A 17,175-nucleotide genomic window follows, 5' to 3' on the forward strand; every position below is an offset into this window, starting at 1 on the left:
GGGGCAGATCAAAGCTGCGCCATCACCTCATCCGATGCTTCGAAATTGGTTGTGACGCGCTGAACGTCATCATCATCTTCCAGCGCATCGACCAACTTCATCAGCTTTTGCATATCCTCAAGCCCCAGCTCGGTCGTGGTGCTTGGCTTCCAAACCAGTTTGGTGGATTCCGTTTCACCCAGCGCGGCCTCGAGCGCGTTCGAGACGTCGTTCAGATCGGTGTCGGCGCACCAGATGATATGACCTTCGTCCGAGCTTTCAACATCTTCCGCGCCTGCCTCAATGGCCGCTTCGAACACGGTGTCGGCATCACCAACCGTATCCGGATAGACCACTTCACCCTTGCGTTCGAACATAAAGCCGACGGAACCGGTCTCGCCAAGATTGCCACCATTCTTGGAAAAGGTCGAGCGCACGGTCGATGCGGTCCGGTTCCGGTTGTCGGTCATCGTCTCGACGATGACGGCCACGCCGTTGGGGCCATAGCCCTCATACCGGATTTCTTCGTATTCGTCGCCATCGCCCGCCTGCGATTTCTTGATCGCCCGGTCGATCACGTCTTTGGGGACCGAGTTTGACTTGGCCTCTTTCACCGCCAGACGCAGACGCGGGTTCTTGTCGGGATCGGGGTCGCCCATCTTAGCGGCAACAGTGATCTCTTTTGACAGCTTGGAAAACAGTTTGGACCGCGCGGCGTCCTGACGTCCCTTGCGGTGCTGGATATTGGCCCATTTGGAGTGGCCTGCCATGGTGCGTCCTCGTGATAGTGATTGCGTATTTGGCGCCCATATAGACGTTTGCGGGCCATGGGATCAAGAGACCGGCTTGCGACGGCTTCTTCTGCGAGTATGTTGGCGGTATGACGACAGATCAGATCATACTTTTCGCTCTCTTTGCCACTGTATTCGGAATGCTGCTTTGGGGGCGGTTTCGCTATGATCTTGTTGCGTTTTCCGCGCTTCTGATCGGAGTGGTGTTGGGTGTCGTACCCGTCGATGACGCTTTTGCCGGTTTTGGTCACTCGGCAACCATCATCGTCGCGCTGGTTCTGGTCGTTTCGGCCGGGCTGGTCCGGTCCGGTGCGGTATTCCTGATCACGCGATCCCTGGTTGACGCGTCACGCGGCCTTGGGGCCCATATCGCCTTGATGGGCGGTATCGGGGCTGTTCTGTCCGCCTTCATGAATAACGTCGCTGCCTTGGCCCTGTTGATGCCGGTCGACATTCAGACCGCACGAAAAGCCGGACGAGCCGTCGGCCTGACCCTAATGCCGCTCAGCTTTGCAACAATTCTGGGTGGGATGGCGACCCTGATTGGCACGCCACCGAACATCATCATCGCCTCAATCCGCGCAGAAACTCTGGGCGAGCCCTTTCGTATGTTCGATTTCGCCCCTGTGGGTGGCATTGCTGCGATTGCCGGGCTTGCCTTTGTCTCACTGGTGGGCTGGCGATTGATCCCGAACCGGGGACCGCAAACCGAAACCTCTGAGGCGCTGGCCGAATATATCGCAGAACTGACCGTCCCACCGGAATCGCCGTTGATCGGCAAACGGGTCAGCGAGCTTTATGAAGATGCCGAGAAATCCGACGTCGCCATCATCGGCCTGATCCGCGACGGCAAGCGCCGCTATGGCCGGTCGGCCCATGCAACACTGAATCAGGGTGACGCGCTGGTGCTTGAGGCCCGCCCCGAGGCGCTGGATGAATTCCGCGCGGCGCTGAAGCTGGATTTTTCGGACACACGTCGACAGGAGCTTCTGACCGCTGAAGGCGACGGGCTGGAAGTCGTCGAGGTTGTCGTGACCGAAAACGCCCGCATCACCGGGCGTACGGCGCAGGGGTTGGGATTGGCATGGCGGCAGAGCACCGTTTTGATGGGCATTTCGCGCCAGGGCCGCAGCATCACCGAACAGGTCCGCAAAACCGAGGTTGAGGCTGGCGACATCCTGTTGTTGCTGTGCCCGCGTGATCGCAGCGCCGATGTGACCGAATGGCTGGGATGCCTACCGCTGGCCCAACGCGGTCTGAACGTCACCGCCAATGAAAAGGCGTGGCTTGCGATTGGCCTGTTTGCCACCGCGGTGCTGGCGGCCAGTGTTGGGCTGATCTACCTGCCGGTCGCATTGGGGCTTGTTGTGGTTGCCTATGTGCTGACCAAGATCATGCCAATCGCGGATCTCTATACTCACATCGAATGGCCGGTGGTCGTTTTGCTGGGCTCGATGATCCCCCTGGGCAGCGCACTGGAAACCTCGGGCGGCACCGAACTGATCGCCAATGCGCTGATCCAGTTAACTAACGGCCTGCCTGCATGGGCTATTCTGACCGTTCTGATGGTGGTCACCATGACCCTGTCGGACGTGTTGAACAACACCGCTACGGCGATTGTGGCGGCCCCGGTCGGCATTCAGATGGCCCGCACGCTTGAGGTTTCCCCCGACCCGTTTCTGATGACGGTCGCCGTTGCAGCCTCGGCCGCGTTCCTGACACCTATCGGGCATAAGAACAACACGCTGGTTCTGGGTCCGGGTGGCTATCGGTTCGGAGACTACTGGCGCATGGGCCTGCCGCTGGAAATCCTGATCATTGCGGTTTCGATACCCGCCATCCTTGTGTTCTGGCCGCTGTGACGGGTAAGAGCCGTTTCATGAAACGATTTCTGATCCTGCAGTTACGCCCGGAAACCGATGCGTCCGATGCCGAATATGCCTCGATTCTGGACAAAACCGGCTTGAGCCCCGAACAGACCCACCGCATCCGGCTGGACTGCGAAGACCTGCCCGACGGTCTGGACGTGACCGACTATGCCGGGGTGATCGTCGGCGGTGGCCCCGGCTGTGTCAGCGATGATCCGGCGACAAAATCGCCGACGGATGCCCGCACCGAAGCCGCCATCATGGGCCTGATGCCGCAGATCACCGCGCGCGATCATCCGTTCATGGGGTGCTGCTATGGGCTGGGTATTCTGACCGCACATCTGGAGGGCGATGTCAGCAAGGACCAGTTCGGAGAGCCCGTCGGCCCCTCAACCTGCCACGTGACAGAGGACGGTGCGACCGATCCACTGATCTCGGGGCTGGGTCAGAGTTTTGATGCTTTTGTGGGCCATAAAGAGGCTGTGCAATCCCTGCCAGATGGGTGCGTGCATCTGCTTGCCTCGGACCCTTGCCCGTTCCAGATGATCCGCTGGGGTCAGAATGTCTATGCCACACAGTTCCACCCCGAGGCGGATGCCCGCGACTTTGAAGAGCGCATCACCATCTACAAACACCACGGCTATTTCCCGCCCGAAGATGCGCAGCGTCTGATCGACATTTGCCACGCCGCCAATGTCACTCTGCCCGGTGAAATCCTGCGCAGGTTCGCCCAACGCTACGGCTGACCCTACGGCGCGGTTGCCTGCGGCTTTGACCCTCGCTTACGCTGGTCCGAACGGCTTTGGGAGGAGTTGTAGTTGGATCTGCTTATTAATGTCGGCCTGCCACTATCGTTGGCCATAATCATGCTGTCCTTGGGTGTCGGGCTTGAGATCGCCGATTTCCGCCGGGTTGTCAGCAGACGATACCCTTTTGCGATAGGGGCGTTCTGCCAGGTGATCTTGCTTCCCATTGCGGCATTTACGACGGTCAAACTCTTTGCACTGCCACCGGAAATAGCAGTCGGTGTTATGCTCCTCAGCTTTTGCCCCGGCGGTGTTACCAGCAATATCCTGACTAAACTGGCCAAGGGTGATGTCGCTCTTTCCGTCAGCCTGACAGCCATCATCAGCTTGTTGTCGATGGTGACGGTACCCGTATTGGCCGCATGGTCGATCAATCACTTCATGGGCGAGGACGCACCCGAGGTTTCGATCACCGGGCTGGCCATAGCGATGTTCCTGATCACCACCCTGCCCGTCGCTATCGGCGTCAGTATACGGCATTTCGCAAAAGGATTCGCAGAGCGGGTCGATGCCCCATTGTCCAAACTGGCTTCGATTCTTTTCGTCCTGATCGTTCTCGCCGCGCTGGCCGGGAACTGGGAAATGTTCGTCGAAAATTTGGGGCTGATGGGGTCGGCGTTGATCACCCTGAACATTGCGCTGCTGCTGATCGGGCTGGGACTGGCCCGCGCTGTGAACCTGTCATGGAACGAGAGCAAGACGATCTCAATCGAAACTGGCATCCAAAACTCGACTCTTGGCATCACATTGGCAGCGCTGATTACCAGCACGGAAAACGGGCTAAGCCCTCTTGCTCTGCCATCGGCCGTCTATGGTATCTTGATGTATGTCGTCGCCCTGCCATTTATCGCCTGGCTGCGCCGCAGCTGAGAGGAAAAAACATGACCAATAACACCGCAGATGCCATTGTCGTTGGGGCTGGGCTGGCCGGGCTTGCGGCCGCGGCCGAGCTAGGCGACCGCGGAAAAAAGGTGATCATACTGGATCAGGAACCCGGTCATTTCCTCGGCGGTCAGGCATTCTGGAGCCTCGGTGGACTGTTCATGGTCGACACGCCAGAACAGCGCAGGATGGGCATCAGGGACAGCCACGAACTGGCCTTGCGTGACTGGCAGGGCAGCGCGCAGTTTGACCGCGAAGAAGACGCTTGGCCCCGCAAATGGGCCGAGGCCTATGTCGAATTCGCCGCCGGTGAAATGCGGCCCTGGCTGCACGATATGGGGCTGCGATGGTTTCCTGTGGTTGGATGGGCCGAACGTGGCGGTTCTTATGCCGATGGGCATGGCAATTCGGTACCTCGGTTCCACATCACATGGGGCACCGGCCCTGGTGTTCTGGAACATTTCATCCGTCGCGTGCGCGAACATGTCAGCACAGGACTGATCCAGCTGAAGTTCCGCCACCAAGTCAGCCATATCATTATGCAAAACGGCTGTACCAAAGGCGTCTCGGGAGAGGTCTTGGCTGAGGACGCAGCCGCGCATGGCGCCAAGACCAACCGGGAAGAGGTTGGGGAATTCGAGGTCTATGCTCCTTCGGTCATCGTCAGTTCGGGCGGTATTGGTGGCAATTTCGAAATGGTGCGCAAGAACTGGCCGCGGGACCGCCTTGGCGAACCACCCAAGGACATGATTGCGGGCGTGCCGTTCCACGTTGACGGTCGGATGATCCCTATCAGCGAAAAGGCCGGTGGGCATGTGATCAACGGCGACCGGATGTGGCATTACACCGAGGGCGTCAAAAACTGGAACCCGATCTGGCCATCGCACGGAATTCGTATCCTGCCCGGCCCAAGCTCTATGTGGTTTGACGCGCGCGGCAATCGTCTGTTGCCCCCTTGTTTGCCGGGGTTCGACACGTTGGGCACGTTGAAAGAGATCCTGAAGACCGGTTATGAATACAGCTGGTTTGTGCTGACCCAAAAGGTGATCAAAAAGGAATTTGCGCTATCGGGGTCGGAACAGAACCCGGATTTCACCTCGGGCAGCTGGAAAGAGGTTATCCGTCAGCGCATTTTGTCAGGATCGCAAGCCACCGCGCCGGTCGAGGCCTTCAAACAGCACGGGGAAGATTTCATCGTTGCCAACACTCTGACCGAACTGGTCAGCGGCATGAACCAACTGGGTGGCGATCTGATCAATGAGGCGCATTTGCGCGCCCAGATCGAAGCGCGGGACTCACAGGTCGACAACCCGTTTACCAAGGACGCGCAGATGGCGGCTATTCTGGCGGCCCGCAACTATCGGGGTGACAGGTTGATCCGCACCGCCAAACCACACAAGTTCCTTGATCCTGCCAATGGGCCGCTAATCGCGGTCAAACTTCACATGCTGACGCGCAAAACGCTGGGCGGTTTGCAGACTAACCTCGACAGTCAGATGATCGGTGCAAACGGTCAGGTCGTTCCCGGGCTGTTCGCCGCAGGAGAGGTCGCCGGTTTCGGCGGCGGCGGCTATCACGGATACAACGCGCTGGAAGGCACATTTCTGGGCGGCTGCATCTTTTCCGGGCGCAACGCAGGACGGTCGCGCGCTGTGGCCTGATTACTGCGTGCGTATGAATTTCAGAACCGGGTCGCCTGCACTGTCCAACAGCGCAAGGCTATCGCCCGCCACCGCATAGGACACCACGTTTTGCAGGGCGGCAAAGAACTGATCCTCCACCTGCTCCATCTCGGGCGGGCAGGCCATCAAAGTGGCCGCAATATTGTCTGGAAACGTCAGCGAAGTGCCCGATATCTCGGCCTGCCCGGTGAACCGGTTGCAACCGCCTGAGCCGCTAAAGGCACCGCCTTGCGCAAAATCAAGTTGCGGTGCGCGTTCGCTGTTCAGCACGGCCCCATCCACACCAATCGCCGTCCAGCTTGTGTTTTCCAGCCCCGCCGACGTGGGGCCGCCCGTCTTGACCAACAAAAGGTCGGCTGTATCCGGCGCACCATTGGTCAGGACCGGATACACCGTGTCGGTCGTAAACAGCAGTTGTGACCCACGATATATTGCCCCCCGCACCGCATAGGTCATCCCGTCACGGATCAGAGCATCATCATAGGTCAGTTCAAACTCGGCAGGCACCCCGCTCAGCACGTAGCGCTGCGCAGCCAGCGTTACCGCTGGCGCATCCGCAAGCGATATATCCTGCAGCTCGATATAAAGCGTCGCGTCTTCAGGTACGGCAATCCGTTCGCGATAGGAGGCGGTACCGGTCACCGAACCGGCCGATACATCGCTGCCAATCAGCGCCACCATAATCGCACCCATCACGATCAATTGACCAAATTTTGGAAAAGGCATAATCCCGTCCTTTCGTCCAAGTTCTAGAGGAAAAGATTGTGTCTGGATCAGCCTTTACAAGACCGTCAGCGCAAAACCGGCGGGTTCGCGCCGGTGTTACAACGGCCAGATGATCGGAATAAGCAACGAAGCAAGCAGCCCTACCGTCAGGTTCAAGGGGATGCCAACCTTCATGAAATCGACAAACCGATATCCCCCCGGACCATAGACCATCATGTTGGTCTGATATCCGATTGGTGTCGCAAAGGATGCAGATGCCGCCAACATCACCGCAACTACCAGCGGCCTTGGGTCTACGCCGACGGCCTGCGCCAACCCGATTGCGATCGGCGTGACCACTACCGCAACGGCGTTGTTGGAGACGAGTTCGGTAAGCACCGAGGTCAAAACATAGATGGCCCAAACGATCAGGAACGGTGGCAGCGCACTAAGCCCAGGTGCGATTGCATCGACGATCAGGGAAACCGCCCCGGACTTATCAAGCGCGGCCCCGATGGCCAGCATCGAGAATATCAATGCCAGAAGTCGCCCTTCGATAAAGGAAAACGCCTCATCCGCGTCTATGCAGCGGGTGACCAGAACCAGAGCGACCGCAAGAATGGACAGCAGCAGAATTGGCGCCACACCTAAAGCAGCCAATACGACGATCCCGATAAGTGCGCCAATCGCCACCGGAGCGTGATTGCGGCGGAACGCCCGCGCCGAGGGCTGTGTCACGTCGACCATATCCATATCAGCGGCAAGCTTCTGGATATCGGCAGGTGATCCCTCCAACAGCAGAGTATCCCCGACTCGCACCACGAGGTCGTCTAGTTGACGACCGATATTCTGGTTCCGCCGATGTACCGCCAGAACGTAGACACCATAGCGGCGGCGCAGGCGCATCACGCCCAGCGTTCGCCCAACCATACGGCACCCCGGTGTGATCAGCACCTCGACCGTTTTGGTCTCGACCGCAGAAACCTGATCAACACGCTTTAACTCTTTGTTGCTTTGCAGGCTCAGCAACTCGGTCATCTCGGTCCGCAGGACCACGCGATCCCCAACCTCAAGCGTCACCCCTTTGAGGTTGCGCCGCAAAGACTCGTCCCCGCGGACCACGTCAATCAGGCGTACGCCGGGGCGTTTGAACAGTTGCACCCCTGTCACCTCGCGCCCGATCAGGTTGCTGTCGGGCGGAATGACGGCCTCGGTGAAGAACTTCATCTTAGAGCGATCACTGAGAAGCGAGGCCATGCTGTCGCGTTCCGGCAGCAGGCGCGGCGCAACAAAGCGCAGATAGATCATGCCGTAGATCACTACTGCGATGCCCAAGGGCGTGACTTCGAAAATCGTGAATGCAGCCAGACCCTGAGATCGCGCGACACCATCCACAAGCAGGTTGGTCGAGGTGCCGATCAGTGTCAGCGTCCCCCCCATGATGGCAGCGTAGCTGAGCGGGATCAGCAATTTCGAGGCCGGCACGTTCAACGTGCGGGCAATCTGTACAAAAACCGGGATCATCACGACGACCACGGGTGTGTTTGACACCACCGCCGAGGCCAGAACCACAAACCCCATCAGCATGGCAATCGCGATACGCGGGTTAACCTGTGCCTGTTTCTGCGCAGTTGCGGTAAAGGAATCCAATGCCCCGGTTCTGACCAGAGCCCCCATGACGATGAACATCGCCGCAATCGTCCATGGCGCAGGATTGGACAGAACTGCCAACGCGCTTTGATAGGGCAGGATACCGGTCACCAGCATCAGGGCAACGCCCGCGATGGCGACAACCTCGGTCGGGTAAGCCTCGCGCAGGAACATGACAAACATGCCTGCGACAACCAATAGCGCCACGATCGCGCTGCCCGTTTCTGTCAGTTGAAGAAATTGCATTCGTGGTATTCAGTCCGAACCCTGGCCCAGCTTGCGCGCCCGTCGGGCAGTTTCCCGTATTGCGGGCAGCAGGGCAAGCCCAACGTCGCGCTATTGCTGCCCGGCTTGTTGCAAGCGACCCCCAACGCGCACCATTTGCACGGATTTTGCCTGACCATTGCGATCATCGGTTTCCACGAACACACCGCTCAGCGTTGCTTCGCCATTTGCAGGCGTAAACCGCGCCTTGGGCATCCCGGTGATGAACCGGCGCATCGGTTCCAGCTTGTCCATCCCAATGACAGAATCGTAGTCTCCGCACATCCCAGCATCGGTCAGATAGGCTGTTCCCCCCGGAAGTATCTGAGCATCCGCGGTCGGAACATGCGTATGGGTCCCAACCACCAGGCTGGCGCGCTTGTCGCAGTAATGCCCCATCGCCATCTTCTCGGATGTGGCTTCGCAATGCATGTCGACGATGATCGCCTGCGCCTGCCCACCGCGCGGGTGCGACTTCAGAATTGGCTCGATCGCCGAAAACGGATCATCGAAGGGCCGCTTCATAAAGACCTGCCCCAGCACCTGTACGACCAGAACCTTGCGCCCGCCAGGGGCGGTATAGAGACGATGCCCGCGCCCCGGAGCACCCTTGGCAAAGTTAACAGGGCGCACAATGCGCGGTTCGCTCTCGATGAATTGCAACATGTCCTTCTGGTCGAAAGCGTGGTCGCCCAGCGTCAGGCAATCCGCCCCTGCATCTAACAGCAGCTTGGCATGATCCCCGGTCAAACCCATTCCGTTCGAGGCGTTCTCACCATTGATCACCACGAAATCCAGCCGCCATTCGTCGCGCAGACGTGGCAGATGTTGCTGAACAGCCGCGCGTCCAGCGCGGCCCATAACGTCACCCAGAAAAAGTATCCTCATAGAAACCGTCTAAGTGTGGCAATTCGCAAGTACAAGCCGTTAAGCTGACCCAATGAACGGCAAAACTCTTTATTTAGGAGATTCTTTATGTTTCGGATCGGTCTGACCTTTGGTGTCTGTGCCACGCTTGCTGCCTGCTCGGAAGAGCAAGCGGTCAACTCAAACCCACAGCTGCCAAACCCCTCGGCCATCTATTGCATCGACAGCGGTGGGCGGTATGAAATTCGGGACGGTGAGAATGGCCAGACCGGCGTGTGCATATTGCCTGATGGCACCGAAAAAAATGCCTGGGAATATTTTCGCGCTAAAAACCAGGGCTGATACCTTCGTTAAAAGGTCAACACACGGCTTTCAGTTACTACCATATCAAGCGGCTGATCCGTCGTTTCCAGCGGCAGCCCGTCTGCTTCTTGCGCATCGAAGGCAAAACCGATGGCCAGAGTCGGGCGTTTCGCGCGCAGCCCTTCCAATGTCCGGTCATAGAACCCACCCCCATAACCCAGACGCCCTCCATTTGCATCGAATGCCACCAGTGGCACGATCAGAATTTCGGGATCGAAATAGTCATCGGCCTCGGGCACTTTGGCGCCAAATGGACCATCCTTCAGCCTGCCTTCGGGCGTCCAGCGAGAGAATTTCAGCGGCTGCCCGGCCGCCTGAATAACTGGTACGCCAACCGGGCCATAAGCGGACGCCTCGGCCATGGCGGGCAGCGGGTCACTCTCGGTCCGGATGGGCATATAACCCGACAGGGGTACTCCGCGGTGCCCGGCCAGAATTTCAGACAGTCGCCCGGCGGCACCGGGCGGATTTGCATCAAACGCAGATTTGCGCCGGGCAAAGGCCGCCTTGCGCGCGGCAGCTTTGATTTCGTTCAGATCGGTCACAATAGCACCACGCTGGCAAGCCCAAGAAAGATAAAGAATCCCATGACATCCGTCGTTGTCGTCACAAAGGTTCCTGACGCCAGCGCCGGGTCAATACCCATCCGGTCCAGCACGACCGGTACTACCGTACCTGCAAAGCCTGCGATCACCATGTTCACGACCAGAGCGGAGCCAATCACGACACCCAGCAACGGCGAGCCGAACCAATACATTCCCACCACGCCCAGAACGGTGGCAAAACACAGCCCGTTCAACATGCCCACCAGCAGTTCCCGTCGGATCACCCGCATTACGTTCGCACCTGTCAGGTCGCGCGTTGCCAGGGCTCGCACTGCGACGGTCAGCGATTGTGTCCCCGCATTGCCCCCCATCGAGGCCACAATCGGCATCAGAATGGCCAATGCCACCAACTGATCAATCGCCGCCTCGAACTGGGAAATCACCAGCGAGGCGCAGATCGAAGTACACAGGTTGACCGCCAACCACGGCAGGCGTCGCCTGCTGGTCGCGGCCACACTGTCGGACAGCGAGCTTTCGTTGCTGACGCCGGCAAGACGCAACATGTCCTCTTCGTATTCCTCATCCAGAACCACCATCGCGTCATCAATGGTGATCACCCCGACCAGCCGTCCGTCACCATCCACCACCGGGGCCGAGATCAGGTGATACTGATTGAACGCATAGGCCACGTCCTCTTCATCCTGATCGACGGGAATGGTATAGAACTCTTCTTCGGCAATTTCGTGCAGAGGCACCTCGCGCCGGGTGGCCATGAGTTTGCCCAGTGTTACCTGTGCTGTTGGCTTCAGCCGCGGATCAACAAGAACCAAATGGTAGAATTGTTCTGGCAGTCCGTCATTGGCACGCATAAAGTCAATGGCCTGCCCAACTGTCCAATGCTCGGGCGCCATGACGACTTCGCGTTGCATAAGCCGTCCGGCCGAGTTTTCCGGGTAGGATAACGCCTGTTCGGCCGCGATCCGTTCGGAATCCTCCAGCGCACCCAGGATGGCTTCTTGCTGCGGCTCTTCAAGGTCTTCCAGCAGATCGACGACATCGTCGCTTTCCATGTCGCGTACGGCATCCGCCAGAACATCGGGACGCAGGACTTCAATAACTTCTTCCCTGACACCTTCGTCCAGTTCAGACAGAATATCGCCGTCGAACTCTTTGTCATACAGACGGATCAACCGGGCGCGGTCATAGGGGTTGATCTGTTCCAGAAGGTCGGCGATGTCGGCAGCGTGCAGCGGGTCCATCAATTCGACCAGCTTGTCGCGGTCATCAACATCAACTGCATACAGAATGGATGCTACCGTTCGACGATCCAGTGCATAAGCGTCATCATCAGAAGTCGGCTCACTTACGGGTTCGTTAATACCTGTTGTCATATCTGCCCCCGCTCTGTTCGCCCATTGGCCCCTAAATAGAAGAAGCAGCTACCGGAAAACAATGACAATGCGCCGATTTACCGACAACTTTCCTGCCCCTATGCTGTTTCGCAGTCCCAGACAGGCGGAGATGAATGAGTATGGCGCAAAAAACGCTGCTGAAAGGGCGTGTCCTGAGTTTCACTGGCACCCCGTTCGAGGGCGAACCGACCGAGGCTGTCAAAATCAGCGAAGCGGTTCTGATCGAAAACGGTCGGATTTCCAGCGTATCGGATGCCGACAGTCTGCACAATGCCCACCCCGAGGCAAAAGTCGTGGATCATGGTCAGCACGTGATCCTTGCAGGATTTGTTGATGCGCATGTGCATTATCCGCAGACCGCCATGATCGCCAGTTGGGGCAAACGCCTGATCGACTGGCTGAACACCTATACCTTCCCCGAAGAGATGAAATTCGGGGATGCAGCCTATGCCTCTGAGATTGCCAACCGGTATCTGGACCTGACAGCGGCACACGGCACCACCACGATGTGCAGCTATTGCACCATCCATCCCGAGAGTGTTGATGCCTTTTTCCTTGCGGCCAAACAACGCGGTCAACGTGTGGTTGCGGGCAAAACCTGCATGGATCGCAACGCACCCGATGGCCTGAGAGATACCGTGCAAACTGCCTATGACCAATCCCAGACTTTGCTTGAGAAATGGCACGGGATCGACCGCCTGTCCTATGCGATTACGCCGCGTTTCTCACCCACCTCCACACCCGAACAACTAGAGGCCATGGGCGCATTATGGGCAGAGCATCCCCATTGCCTGATGCAAACCCATCTCAGCGAACAGACTGATGAAATTGCCTGGGTACGCGAGCTGTTTCCCGACGCCCGCGATTATCTGGACACCTATGAAAAGTTCGGCCTGCTGGGCCCCAACGGCCTGTATGGCCACGTCATCCACCTTGAGGCACGTGAACGCGACCGACTGCGTGAGGTCGACGCTGCGTTGATCCATTGTCCGACCTCAAACACCTTTATCGGGTCAGGCCTGTTCGACATGGCAGGGTTGATGCGCGACGGACACCGGGTTGGTCTGGCAACGGATACTGGTGGCGGTTCAAGTTTCTCGATGCTGCGCACGATGGCATCGGCCTATGAGATCGGACAACTGCGCGGAACGCCGCTGCACGCCGCGCAACTGCTGTGGCTGGGCACCATAGGGTCGGCCCGAACGCTGAGGCTGGATGACAGCATCGGCAATATCGCCCCGGGAATGGAGGCCGACCTGATCGTGCTCGATCTCGCCTCCACCCCGGCCATAGCTCAGCGCGAGGCCTGCGCCGATGACCTGTGGGAGGCCCTCTTTCCCACCATCATGATGGGCGATGACAGGGCGATTGCCGAGGTTTGGATCGCAGGTCAACCTGTCAGGACCTAGGATTGCAAGGCAAGGGCCAATCGGTTCTGCCGTTCAATCACCCGGGGCAGATCCAGCGTTGCGATCTGCCCGTCCCGCACGATCTGACGGCCTTCGACAAACAGGTGCTTTACCCTCGTCGGACCGGCAAGTAACAGGGCTGCCGGATCCCAACTGCCCGCGCTTTCGATGCCGCGCGTATCCCAAATGGCTATATCGGCACGCTTTCCGACAGCCAGACGGCCGCAATCAGGTCGGTTCAAGACATCCGCCCCACCCCGCGTGGCAATTTCAAGCGCCTCGCGAGAGGACATGGCATCGGCACCGCTGGCGACACGCTGCAACAACATAGCCTGCCGCGCCTCGAGGATCAGATTGCCACTGTCATTGCTGGCCGACCCATCGACGCCAAGACCCACAGGCACGCCACTATCTCGCATCGACCTTACCGGTGCTATCCCCGAGCCCAACCGGCAGTTCGAACAGGGACAGTGCGCCACGCCTGTGCGGGACCGTGCAAACAGATCAATCTCTGCCCCGTCCAGTTTCACGCAATGGGCGTGCCAGACATCTGAGCCGGTCCAGCCCAAATCCTCGGCATATTGACCGGGGCGGCAGCCGAATTGTTCCTGCGAATAGGCGATATCCTCGTCATTCTCGGCCAGATGGGTATGCAGCATGACGCCCTTGTCGCGGGCCAGAATGGCCGTGTCCCGCATCAAATCGCGACTGACCGAGAACGGCGAACACGGGGCCAGCCCGACGCGGCACATTGCACCCTCGGAAGGGTCGTGAAACGCGTCAACCACGCGGATCATGTCGTCGAGAATATCTGCTTCGGCCTCGACCAGAGCATCCGGTGGCAGGCCGCCATCGCTTTCGCCAATACTCATCGCGCCGCGTGTTGGGTGGAACCGCAGGCCAACCTCGGCAGCCGCAGCAATAGTGTCATCCAGACGCGCACCGTTCGGATATAAATATAAGTGGTCGGAACTGAGCGTGCATCCCGTCAACGCCAGCTCGGCTAAACCGATCTGGGCGGATACGAACATCTCTTCGGGGCCAAATCGCGACCAGATCGGATAGAGCGTTTTCAGCCATCCGAACAAAAGCGCATCCTGCCCGCCAGGAACGGCGCGGGTCAGGGTCTGGTACAGATGGTGGTGCGTGTTCACGAGGCCGGGCGTAACCACACATCCGCTTGCATCATGGATCTCAGCGCTCGCCTGCAACCCATGGCCGATCTGTTCAATCTGTCCATCTCGGATCAGAATATCCGCGCCAGAAAGCTCACGGCGCTGGTCATCCATGGTCAGGATCGTGTCTGCATTTTTGATGAGGATATCGGTCATCGTGCTCTCCTTGCATCGCCCGTTTCATGCATGGAGTGCAAAAGCTGGCGGAAAACGGGCACAAGAACCAGCCGGATTAAGGCTAATCCGCTCGCCGGGTCGCCGCAACAGTTTTCAGAAGTTGCGCAGAATTTCCAGCGCCGCCGCGTGGATCTGCGGGTTTGCCGCCGCCAGAGCCCGACCGCCATTATGGGCGGGGCCGCCTTGCCAGTCTGTGACGATACCGCCAGCCGCATGAATCACGGCGATTGGCGCCTGAATGTCATAGGCGTTCAGACCTGCTTCGATCACCAAATCCACCTGACCCGCTGCAAGCAGAGCATAAGCATAGCAATCCATCCCATAGCGGGTCAGGCGTACGTGCTGTGACACAGCCTCAAACCCGGCACGATCTTCCGACGCGCCGACCTCGGGGAAGGTCGTGAACAGAATTGCCTGGTCCAGAGAAAGTGTTGAACGGGTCTTCAGGGACATATCGCCCGTAGGACCATGGCTTCGCGCGATATCCGCCGAGCCGATGAAGCGTTCCCCGATATACGGCTGGTCGATGATCCCCATGATTGGCCCGTCCTGCGTGCTAAGCGCAATCAGAACCCCCCATGTCGGTGTCCCGCTGATAAACCCTCGGGTGCCGTCGATCGGATCCAGAACCCAGGTTCGGCCACTTTGCCCCTCGTGCTGCCCATATTCCTCGCCAAAGATTCCATCTTGGGGCCGATGTCGGGCCAAAACCGCGCGCATAGCTTTTTCAGCTGCGCGGTCGGCGACAGTGACCGGATCAAATCCCTGATCCAGCTTATTCGAAGTCTCAAGATTAGACTGCCTGAAAAAAGGAAGAATGGCCGCACGCGCCGCGTCGGCCATTTCTTCAGCTACTTCAAGATCACTCAGCGACATCTTATCCATACGCTACCCGTGCGTTCCGTCAGGATCAGAGTCAACCCGCGAAATCAGGCAACATCACTCAGAACGCGCGCAAGCTCGAACAAGCGGCGACGCTGGTTTTCCGGTATGGCATAGTAAGAGCGGACGAGATCCAGGGCCTCTTTGTCGCCCATAAGGTCTGCAGGTACCGATTTCTTATCCGAGCTTCCTTTCTCGACCTCTTCCAGGCCTTCAAAGAAGAAACTGACGGGAACATCCAATGCCTCGGCAATGTCCCAAAGACGAGACGCGCTGATTCGATTGGCACCGGTTTCATATTTCTGGATTTGCTGAAACTTGATACCAACTTGCTGTGCCAACTGCTGTTGGGTCATGCCAATCAGCCAGCGGCGATGCCTGACGCGTTTGCCCACATGGACATCGACGTGATGGGTCATTGGTACTATCCTCCCTTACACACACAACTGAAACGGGTGCGCAACATGCTTTGTTACCGCAACATTAGCGAGCCCGACTTAACCACTCCCTAATTTGGAACATGCCCCCCAAATCAGCACCATAGCGCACTATTACGTTTTTTGGCGCTTTTTTCAAGAAGGTTGAATCTGTTTCCACAAACAATGGTTTATAGTTGTGTTGTGAATACCGCGCACACGTTGCTTCCAATCTAGAAACAATCACCCGATCAACACCGGATTAACGGGGTCTTCAGCAGGGTAACAGATTGACAAGACCACGACAGCACTGACCTATGCCCGAAAAGACGGAGCCAAATCATGCTGGCGTTTCATATCCAGACCAACGGGGCCAAGGCCCAGCTTTGCAATATTGACCCGCCAGAACCCGGCGACAGCCAGGTCTGCATTCAAATCAAAGCCTGCGGTTTGAATTTTGCGGATCTCCTTATGCAGAAGGAGACGTATCAGGACACCCCGGTGGCGCCCTTTTCCTTGGGCATGGAAGTCGCAGGGATTGTTCGAGAAATTGGAAACAATGTACGCCACCTGAACCCGGGTGACCGCGTCGCTGTCTATTCCGGCCAGGGCGGCCTTGCTGAATTCGGAGTGTTCGACGCCGATCGTGCAATCGCAATCCCTGACTCTATGAGCTTTGAAGACGCCGCCGCAATTCAGATCACATATGGCACCAGCCATATTGCTTTGGATCATCGTGCGCGGCTCAGGCCCGGCGAAACCCTGCTGGTGACCGGTGCGGCAGGTGGCGTCGGCCTGACGGCGGTAGAGATCGGCAAGCTTATGGGCGCCACGGTTATTGCGCAGGCGCGCGGCAGTGAGAAACTCAAGGTGGCACAGAGGGCCGGGGCCGATCATCTGATCGACGCATCCGAAGATCTCCGCGCCCGTGTCCAGGCATTAGGAGGCGCGGATGTCGTATATGACGCGATCGGCGGCGATGTGTTTAAAGCCGCCTTTCGCGCGACCAACCCCGAAGGTCGCATCTTGCCCATTGGCTTTGCGGGCGGTGAGGTGCCTCAAATTCCGGCCAACCACCTACTGGTCAAGAACCTGACAGTTATCGGGCTCTACATCGGAGGCTACTTGAAGTTTCGACCTCAGATTGTGACGGACAGCTTTGAAACGCTGTTTCGCTGGCATAGCGAGGGCCGCATCAAACCGCATATCAGCCATGTTCTGCCCCTGTCCGAAGCCGAACGCGGACTGGCCATGCTGCGCGACAGGACGGCCACCGGGAAAGTCGTCATAACCCCCTGAGGG

General features: G+C 58.3%; 16 protein-coding genes. 7 read left to right on the forward strand and 9 right to left on the reverse strand.

Features of this window, described 5'->3' with window-relative positions:
- Positions 1–8: 8 nt before the first annotated feature.
- Positions 9–749 (reverse strand): YebC/PmpR family DNA-binding transcriptional regulator, encoded by a 741-nt coding sequence (locus tag AC2FH9_RS13100; protein ID WP_142636775.1) that lies wholly within the window; start codon positions 747–749, stop codon positions 9–11.
- Between the two features lie 110 nt (positions 750–859).
- On the opposite strand from AC2FH9_RS13100, the gene AC2FH9_RS13105 reads away from it, so the two are divergent.
- From AC2FH9_RS13105 to AC2FH9_RS13120, 4 genes are all read left to right on the forward strand, one after another.
- Positions 860–2,632 carry an SLC13 family permease gene (locus AC2FH9_RS13105; protein WP_142636773.1) on the forward strand — a complete coding sequence of 591 codons (1,773 nt, stop codon included), beginning with the start codon at positions 860–862 and terminating at the stop codon, positions 2,630–2,632.
- A gap of 17 nt (positions 2,633–2,649) precedes the next feature.
- A complete protein-coding gene (locus AC2FH9_RS13110; RefSeq protein ID WP_496690944.1) occupies positions 2,650–3,384 on the forward strand; it encodes a glutamine amidotransferase in 735 nt (244 codons plus the stop codon).
- A gap of 72 nt (positions 3,385–3,456) precedes the next feature.
- A complete protein-coding gene (locus tag AC2FH9_RS13115) occupies positions 3,457–4,314 on the forward strand; it encodes a bile acid:sodium symporter family protein (RefSeq protein ID WP_496690945.1) in 858 nt (285 codons plus the stop codon).
- A gap of 11 nt (positions 4,315–4,325) precedes the next feature.
- Complete coding sequence (locus tag AC2FH9_RS13120) at positions 4,326–5,987, forward strand: FAD-binding dehydrogenase (protein ID WP_496871823.1); 1,662 nt, start codon at positions 4,326–4,328, stop codon at positions 5,985–5,987.
- Here AC2FH9_RS13120 and AC2FH9_RS13125 read toward each other — a convergent pair whose 3' ends face one another.
- The 3 genes from AC2FH9_RS13125 to AC2FH9_RS13135 all read right to left on the reverse strand — a co-directional run bounded on the left by AC2FH9_RS13125 (position 5,988) and on the right by AC2FH9_RS13135 (position 9,515).
- Positions 5,988–6,734, reverse strand: a complete 747-nt coding sequence (locus tag AC2FH9_RS13125; RefSeq protein WP_496694776.1) for a YbaY family lipoprotein — start codon at positions 6,732–6,734, stop codon at positions 5,988–5,990.
- Between the two features lie 96 nt (positions 6,735–6,830).
- A complete protein-coding gene (locus tag AC2FH9_RS13130; protein ID WP_496689672.1) occupies positions 6,831–8,609 on the reverse strand; it encodes an SLC13 family permease in 1,779 nt (592 codons plus the stop codon).
- Positions 8,610–8,699: 90 nt separating this feature from the next.
- Positions 8,700–9,515, reverse strand: a complete 816-nt coding sequence (locus tag AC2FH9_RS13135) for a TIGR00282 family metallophosphoesterase (RefSeq protein ID WP_496871825.1) — start codon at positions 9,513–9,515, stop codon at positions 8,700–8,702.
- A gap of 87 nt (positions 9,516–9,602) precedes the next feature.
- Here AC2FH9_RS13135 and AC2FH9_RS13140 point away from each other — a divergent pair, with 87 nt between their 5' ends.
- On the forward strand, positions 9,603–9,836 hold the full coding sequence (locus AC2FH9_RS13140) for a putative hemolysin (RefSeq protein ID WP_142636759.1): 234 nt from the start codon (positions 9,603–9,605) through the stop codon (positions 9,834–9,836).
- 8 nt (positions 9,837–9,844) lie between these two features.
- On the opposite strand, the gene AC2FH9_RS13145 is transcribed toward AC2FH9_RS13140, so the two are convergent.
- Both AC2FH9_RS13145 and mgtE read right to left on the reverse strand, forming a co-directional pair.
- Positions 9,845–10,402 (reverse strand): 5-formyltetrahydrofolate cyclo-ligase, encoded by a 558-nt coding sequence (locus tag AC2FH9_RS13145; protein WP_496871827.1) that lies wholly within the window; start codon positions 10,400–10,402, stop codon positions 9,845–9,847.
- Complete coding sequence (mgtE, locus tag AC2FH9_RS13150) at positions 10,399–11,793, reverse strand: magnesium transporter (protein ID WP_142636755.1); 1,395 nt, start codon at positions 11,791–11,793, stop codon at positions 10,399–10,401. The genes AC2FH9_RS13145 and mgtE overlap by 4 nt, the downstream gene beginning before the upstream one ends.
- Before the next feature lie 140 nt (positions 11,794–11,933).
- On the opposite strand from mgtE, the gene guaD reads away from it, so the two are divergent.
- The gene (gene guaD, locus AC2FH9_RS13155) at positions 11,934–13,223 is read left to right on the forward strand and encodes a guanine deaminase (RefSeq protein WP_496701812.1); all 1,290 of its coding nucleotides are present in this window, start codon (positions 11,934–11,936) and stop codon (positions 13,221–13,223) included.
- Here the strand turns inward: guaD and AC2FH9_RS13160 are convergent.
- From AC2FH9_RS13160 to AC2FH9_RS13170, 3 genes are all read right to left on the reverse strand, one after another.
- Positions 13,220–14,554, reverse strand: coding sequence for an 8-oxoguanine deaminase (locus AC2FH9_RS13160; RefSeq protein WP_496871828.1), 1,335 nt, complete (start codon positions 14,552–14,554; stop codon positions 13,220–13,222). The genes guaD and AC2FH9_RS13160 overlap by 4 nt on opposite strands.
- A gap of 114 nt (positions 14,555–14,668) precedes the next feature.
- A complete protein-coding gene (hisN, locus tag AC2FH9_RS13165; protein WP_496785640.1) occupies positions 14,669–15,460 on the reverse strand; it encodes a histidinol-phosphatase in 792 nt (263 codons plus the stop codon).
- 44 nt (positions 15,461–15,504) lie between these two features.
- Positions 15,505–15,876 carry a helix-turn-helix domain-containing protein gene (locus tag AC2FH9_RS13170; protein WP_142636749.1) on the reverse strand — a complete coding sequence of 124 codons (372 nt, stop codon included), beginning with the start codon at positions 15,874–15,876 and terminating at the stop codon, positions 15,505–15,507.
- Between the two features lie 339 nt (positions 15,877–16,215).
- Between AC2FH9_RS13170 and AC2FH9_RS13175 the strand changes: the two genes are divergently transcribed.
- The gene (locus AC2FH9_RS13175) at positions 16,216–17,172 is read left to right on the forward strand and encodes an NADPH:quinone oxidoreductase family protein (RefSeq protein ID WP_496750248.1); all 957 of its coding nucleotides are present in this window, start codon (positions 16,216–16,218) and stop codon (positions 17,170–17,172) included.
- The last annotated feature ends 3 nt before the right edge of the window (positions 17,173–17,175 follow it).

It is taken from the genome of Ruegeria sp. CDSC081 (assembly GCF_059610485.1).

Bases quoted from the DNA above. Each gene is read 5' to 3' on its own strand.
- AC2FH9_RS13100 (WP_142636775.1), bottom strand. From the start codon at position 749: ATGGCAGGCCACTCCAAATGGGCCAATATCCAGCACCGCAAGGGACGT.
- AC2FH9_RS13105 (WP_142636773.1), top strand. From the start codon at position 860: ATGACGACAGATCAGATCATACTTTTCGCTCTCTTTGCCACTGTATTC.
- AC2FH9_RS13110 (WP_496690944.1), top strand. From the start codon at position 2,650: ATGAAACGATTTCTGATCCTGCAGTTACGCCCGGAAACCGATGCGTCC.
- AC2FH9_RS13120 (WP_496871823.1), top strand. From the start codon at position 4,326: ATGACCAATAACACCGCAGATGCCATTGTCGTTGGGGCTGGGCTGGCC.
- AC2FH9_RS13125 (WP_496694776.1), bottom strand. From the start codon at position 6,734: ATGCCTTTTCCAAAATTTGGTCAATTGATCGTGATGGGTGCGATTATG.
- AC2FH9_RS13130 (WP_496689672.1), bottom strand. From the start codon at position 8,609: ATGCAATTTCTTCAACTGACAGAAACGGGCAGCGCGATCGTGGCGCTA.
- AC2FH9_RS13135 (WP_496871825.1), bottom strand. From the start codon at position 9,515: ATGAGGATACTTTTTCTGGGTGACGTTATGGGCCGCGCTGGACGCGCG.
- AC2FH9_RS13140 (WP_142636759.1), top strand. From the start codon at position 9,603: ATGTTTCGGATCGGTCTGACCTTTGGTGTCTGTGCCACGCTTGCTGCC.
- mgtE (WP_142636755.1), bottom strand. From the start codon at position 11,793: ATGACAACAGGTATTAACGAACCCGTAAGTGAGCCGACTTCTGATGAT.
- guaD (WP_496701812.1), top strand. From the start codon at position 11,934: ATGGCGCAAAAAACGCTGCTGAAAGGGCGTGTCCTGAGTTTCACTGGC.
- AC2FH9_RS13160 (WP_496871828.1), bottom strand. From the start codon at position 14,554: ATGACCGATATCCTCATCAAAAATGCAGACACGATCCTGACCATGGAT.
- hisN (WP_496785640.1), bottom strand. From the start codon at position 15,460: ATGGATAAGATGTCGCTGAGTGATCTTGAAGTAGCTGAAGAAATGGCC.
- AC2FH9_RS13170 (WP_142636749.1), bottom strand. From the start codon at position 15,876: ATGACCCATCACGTCGATGTCCATGTGGGCAAACGCGTCAGGCATCGC.
- AC2FH9_RS13175 (WP_496750248.1), top strand. From the start codon at position 16,216: ATGCTGGCGTTTCATATCCAGACCAACGGGGCCAAGGCCCAGCTTTGC.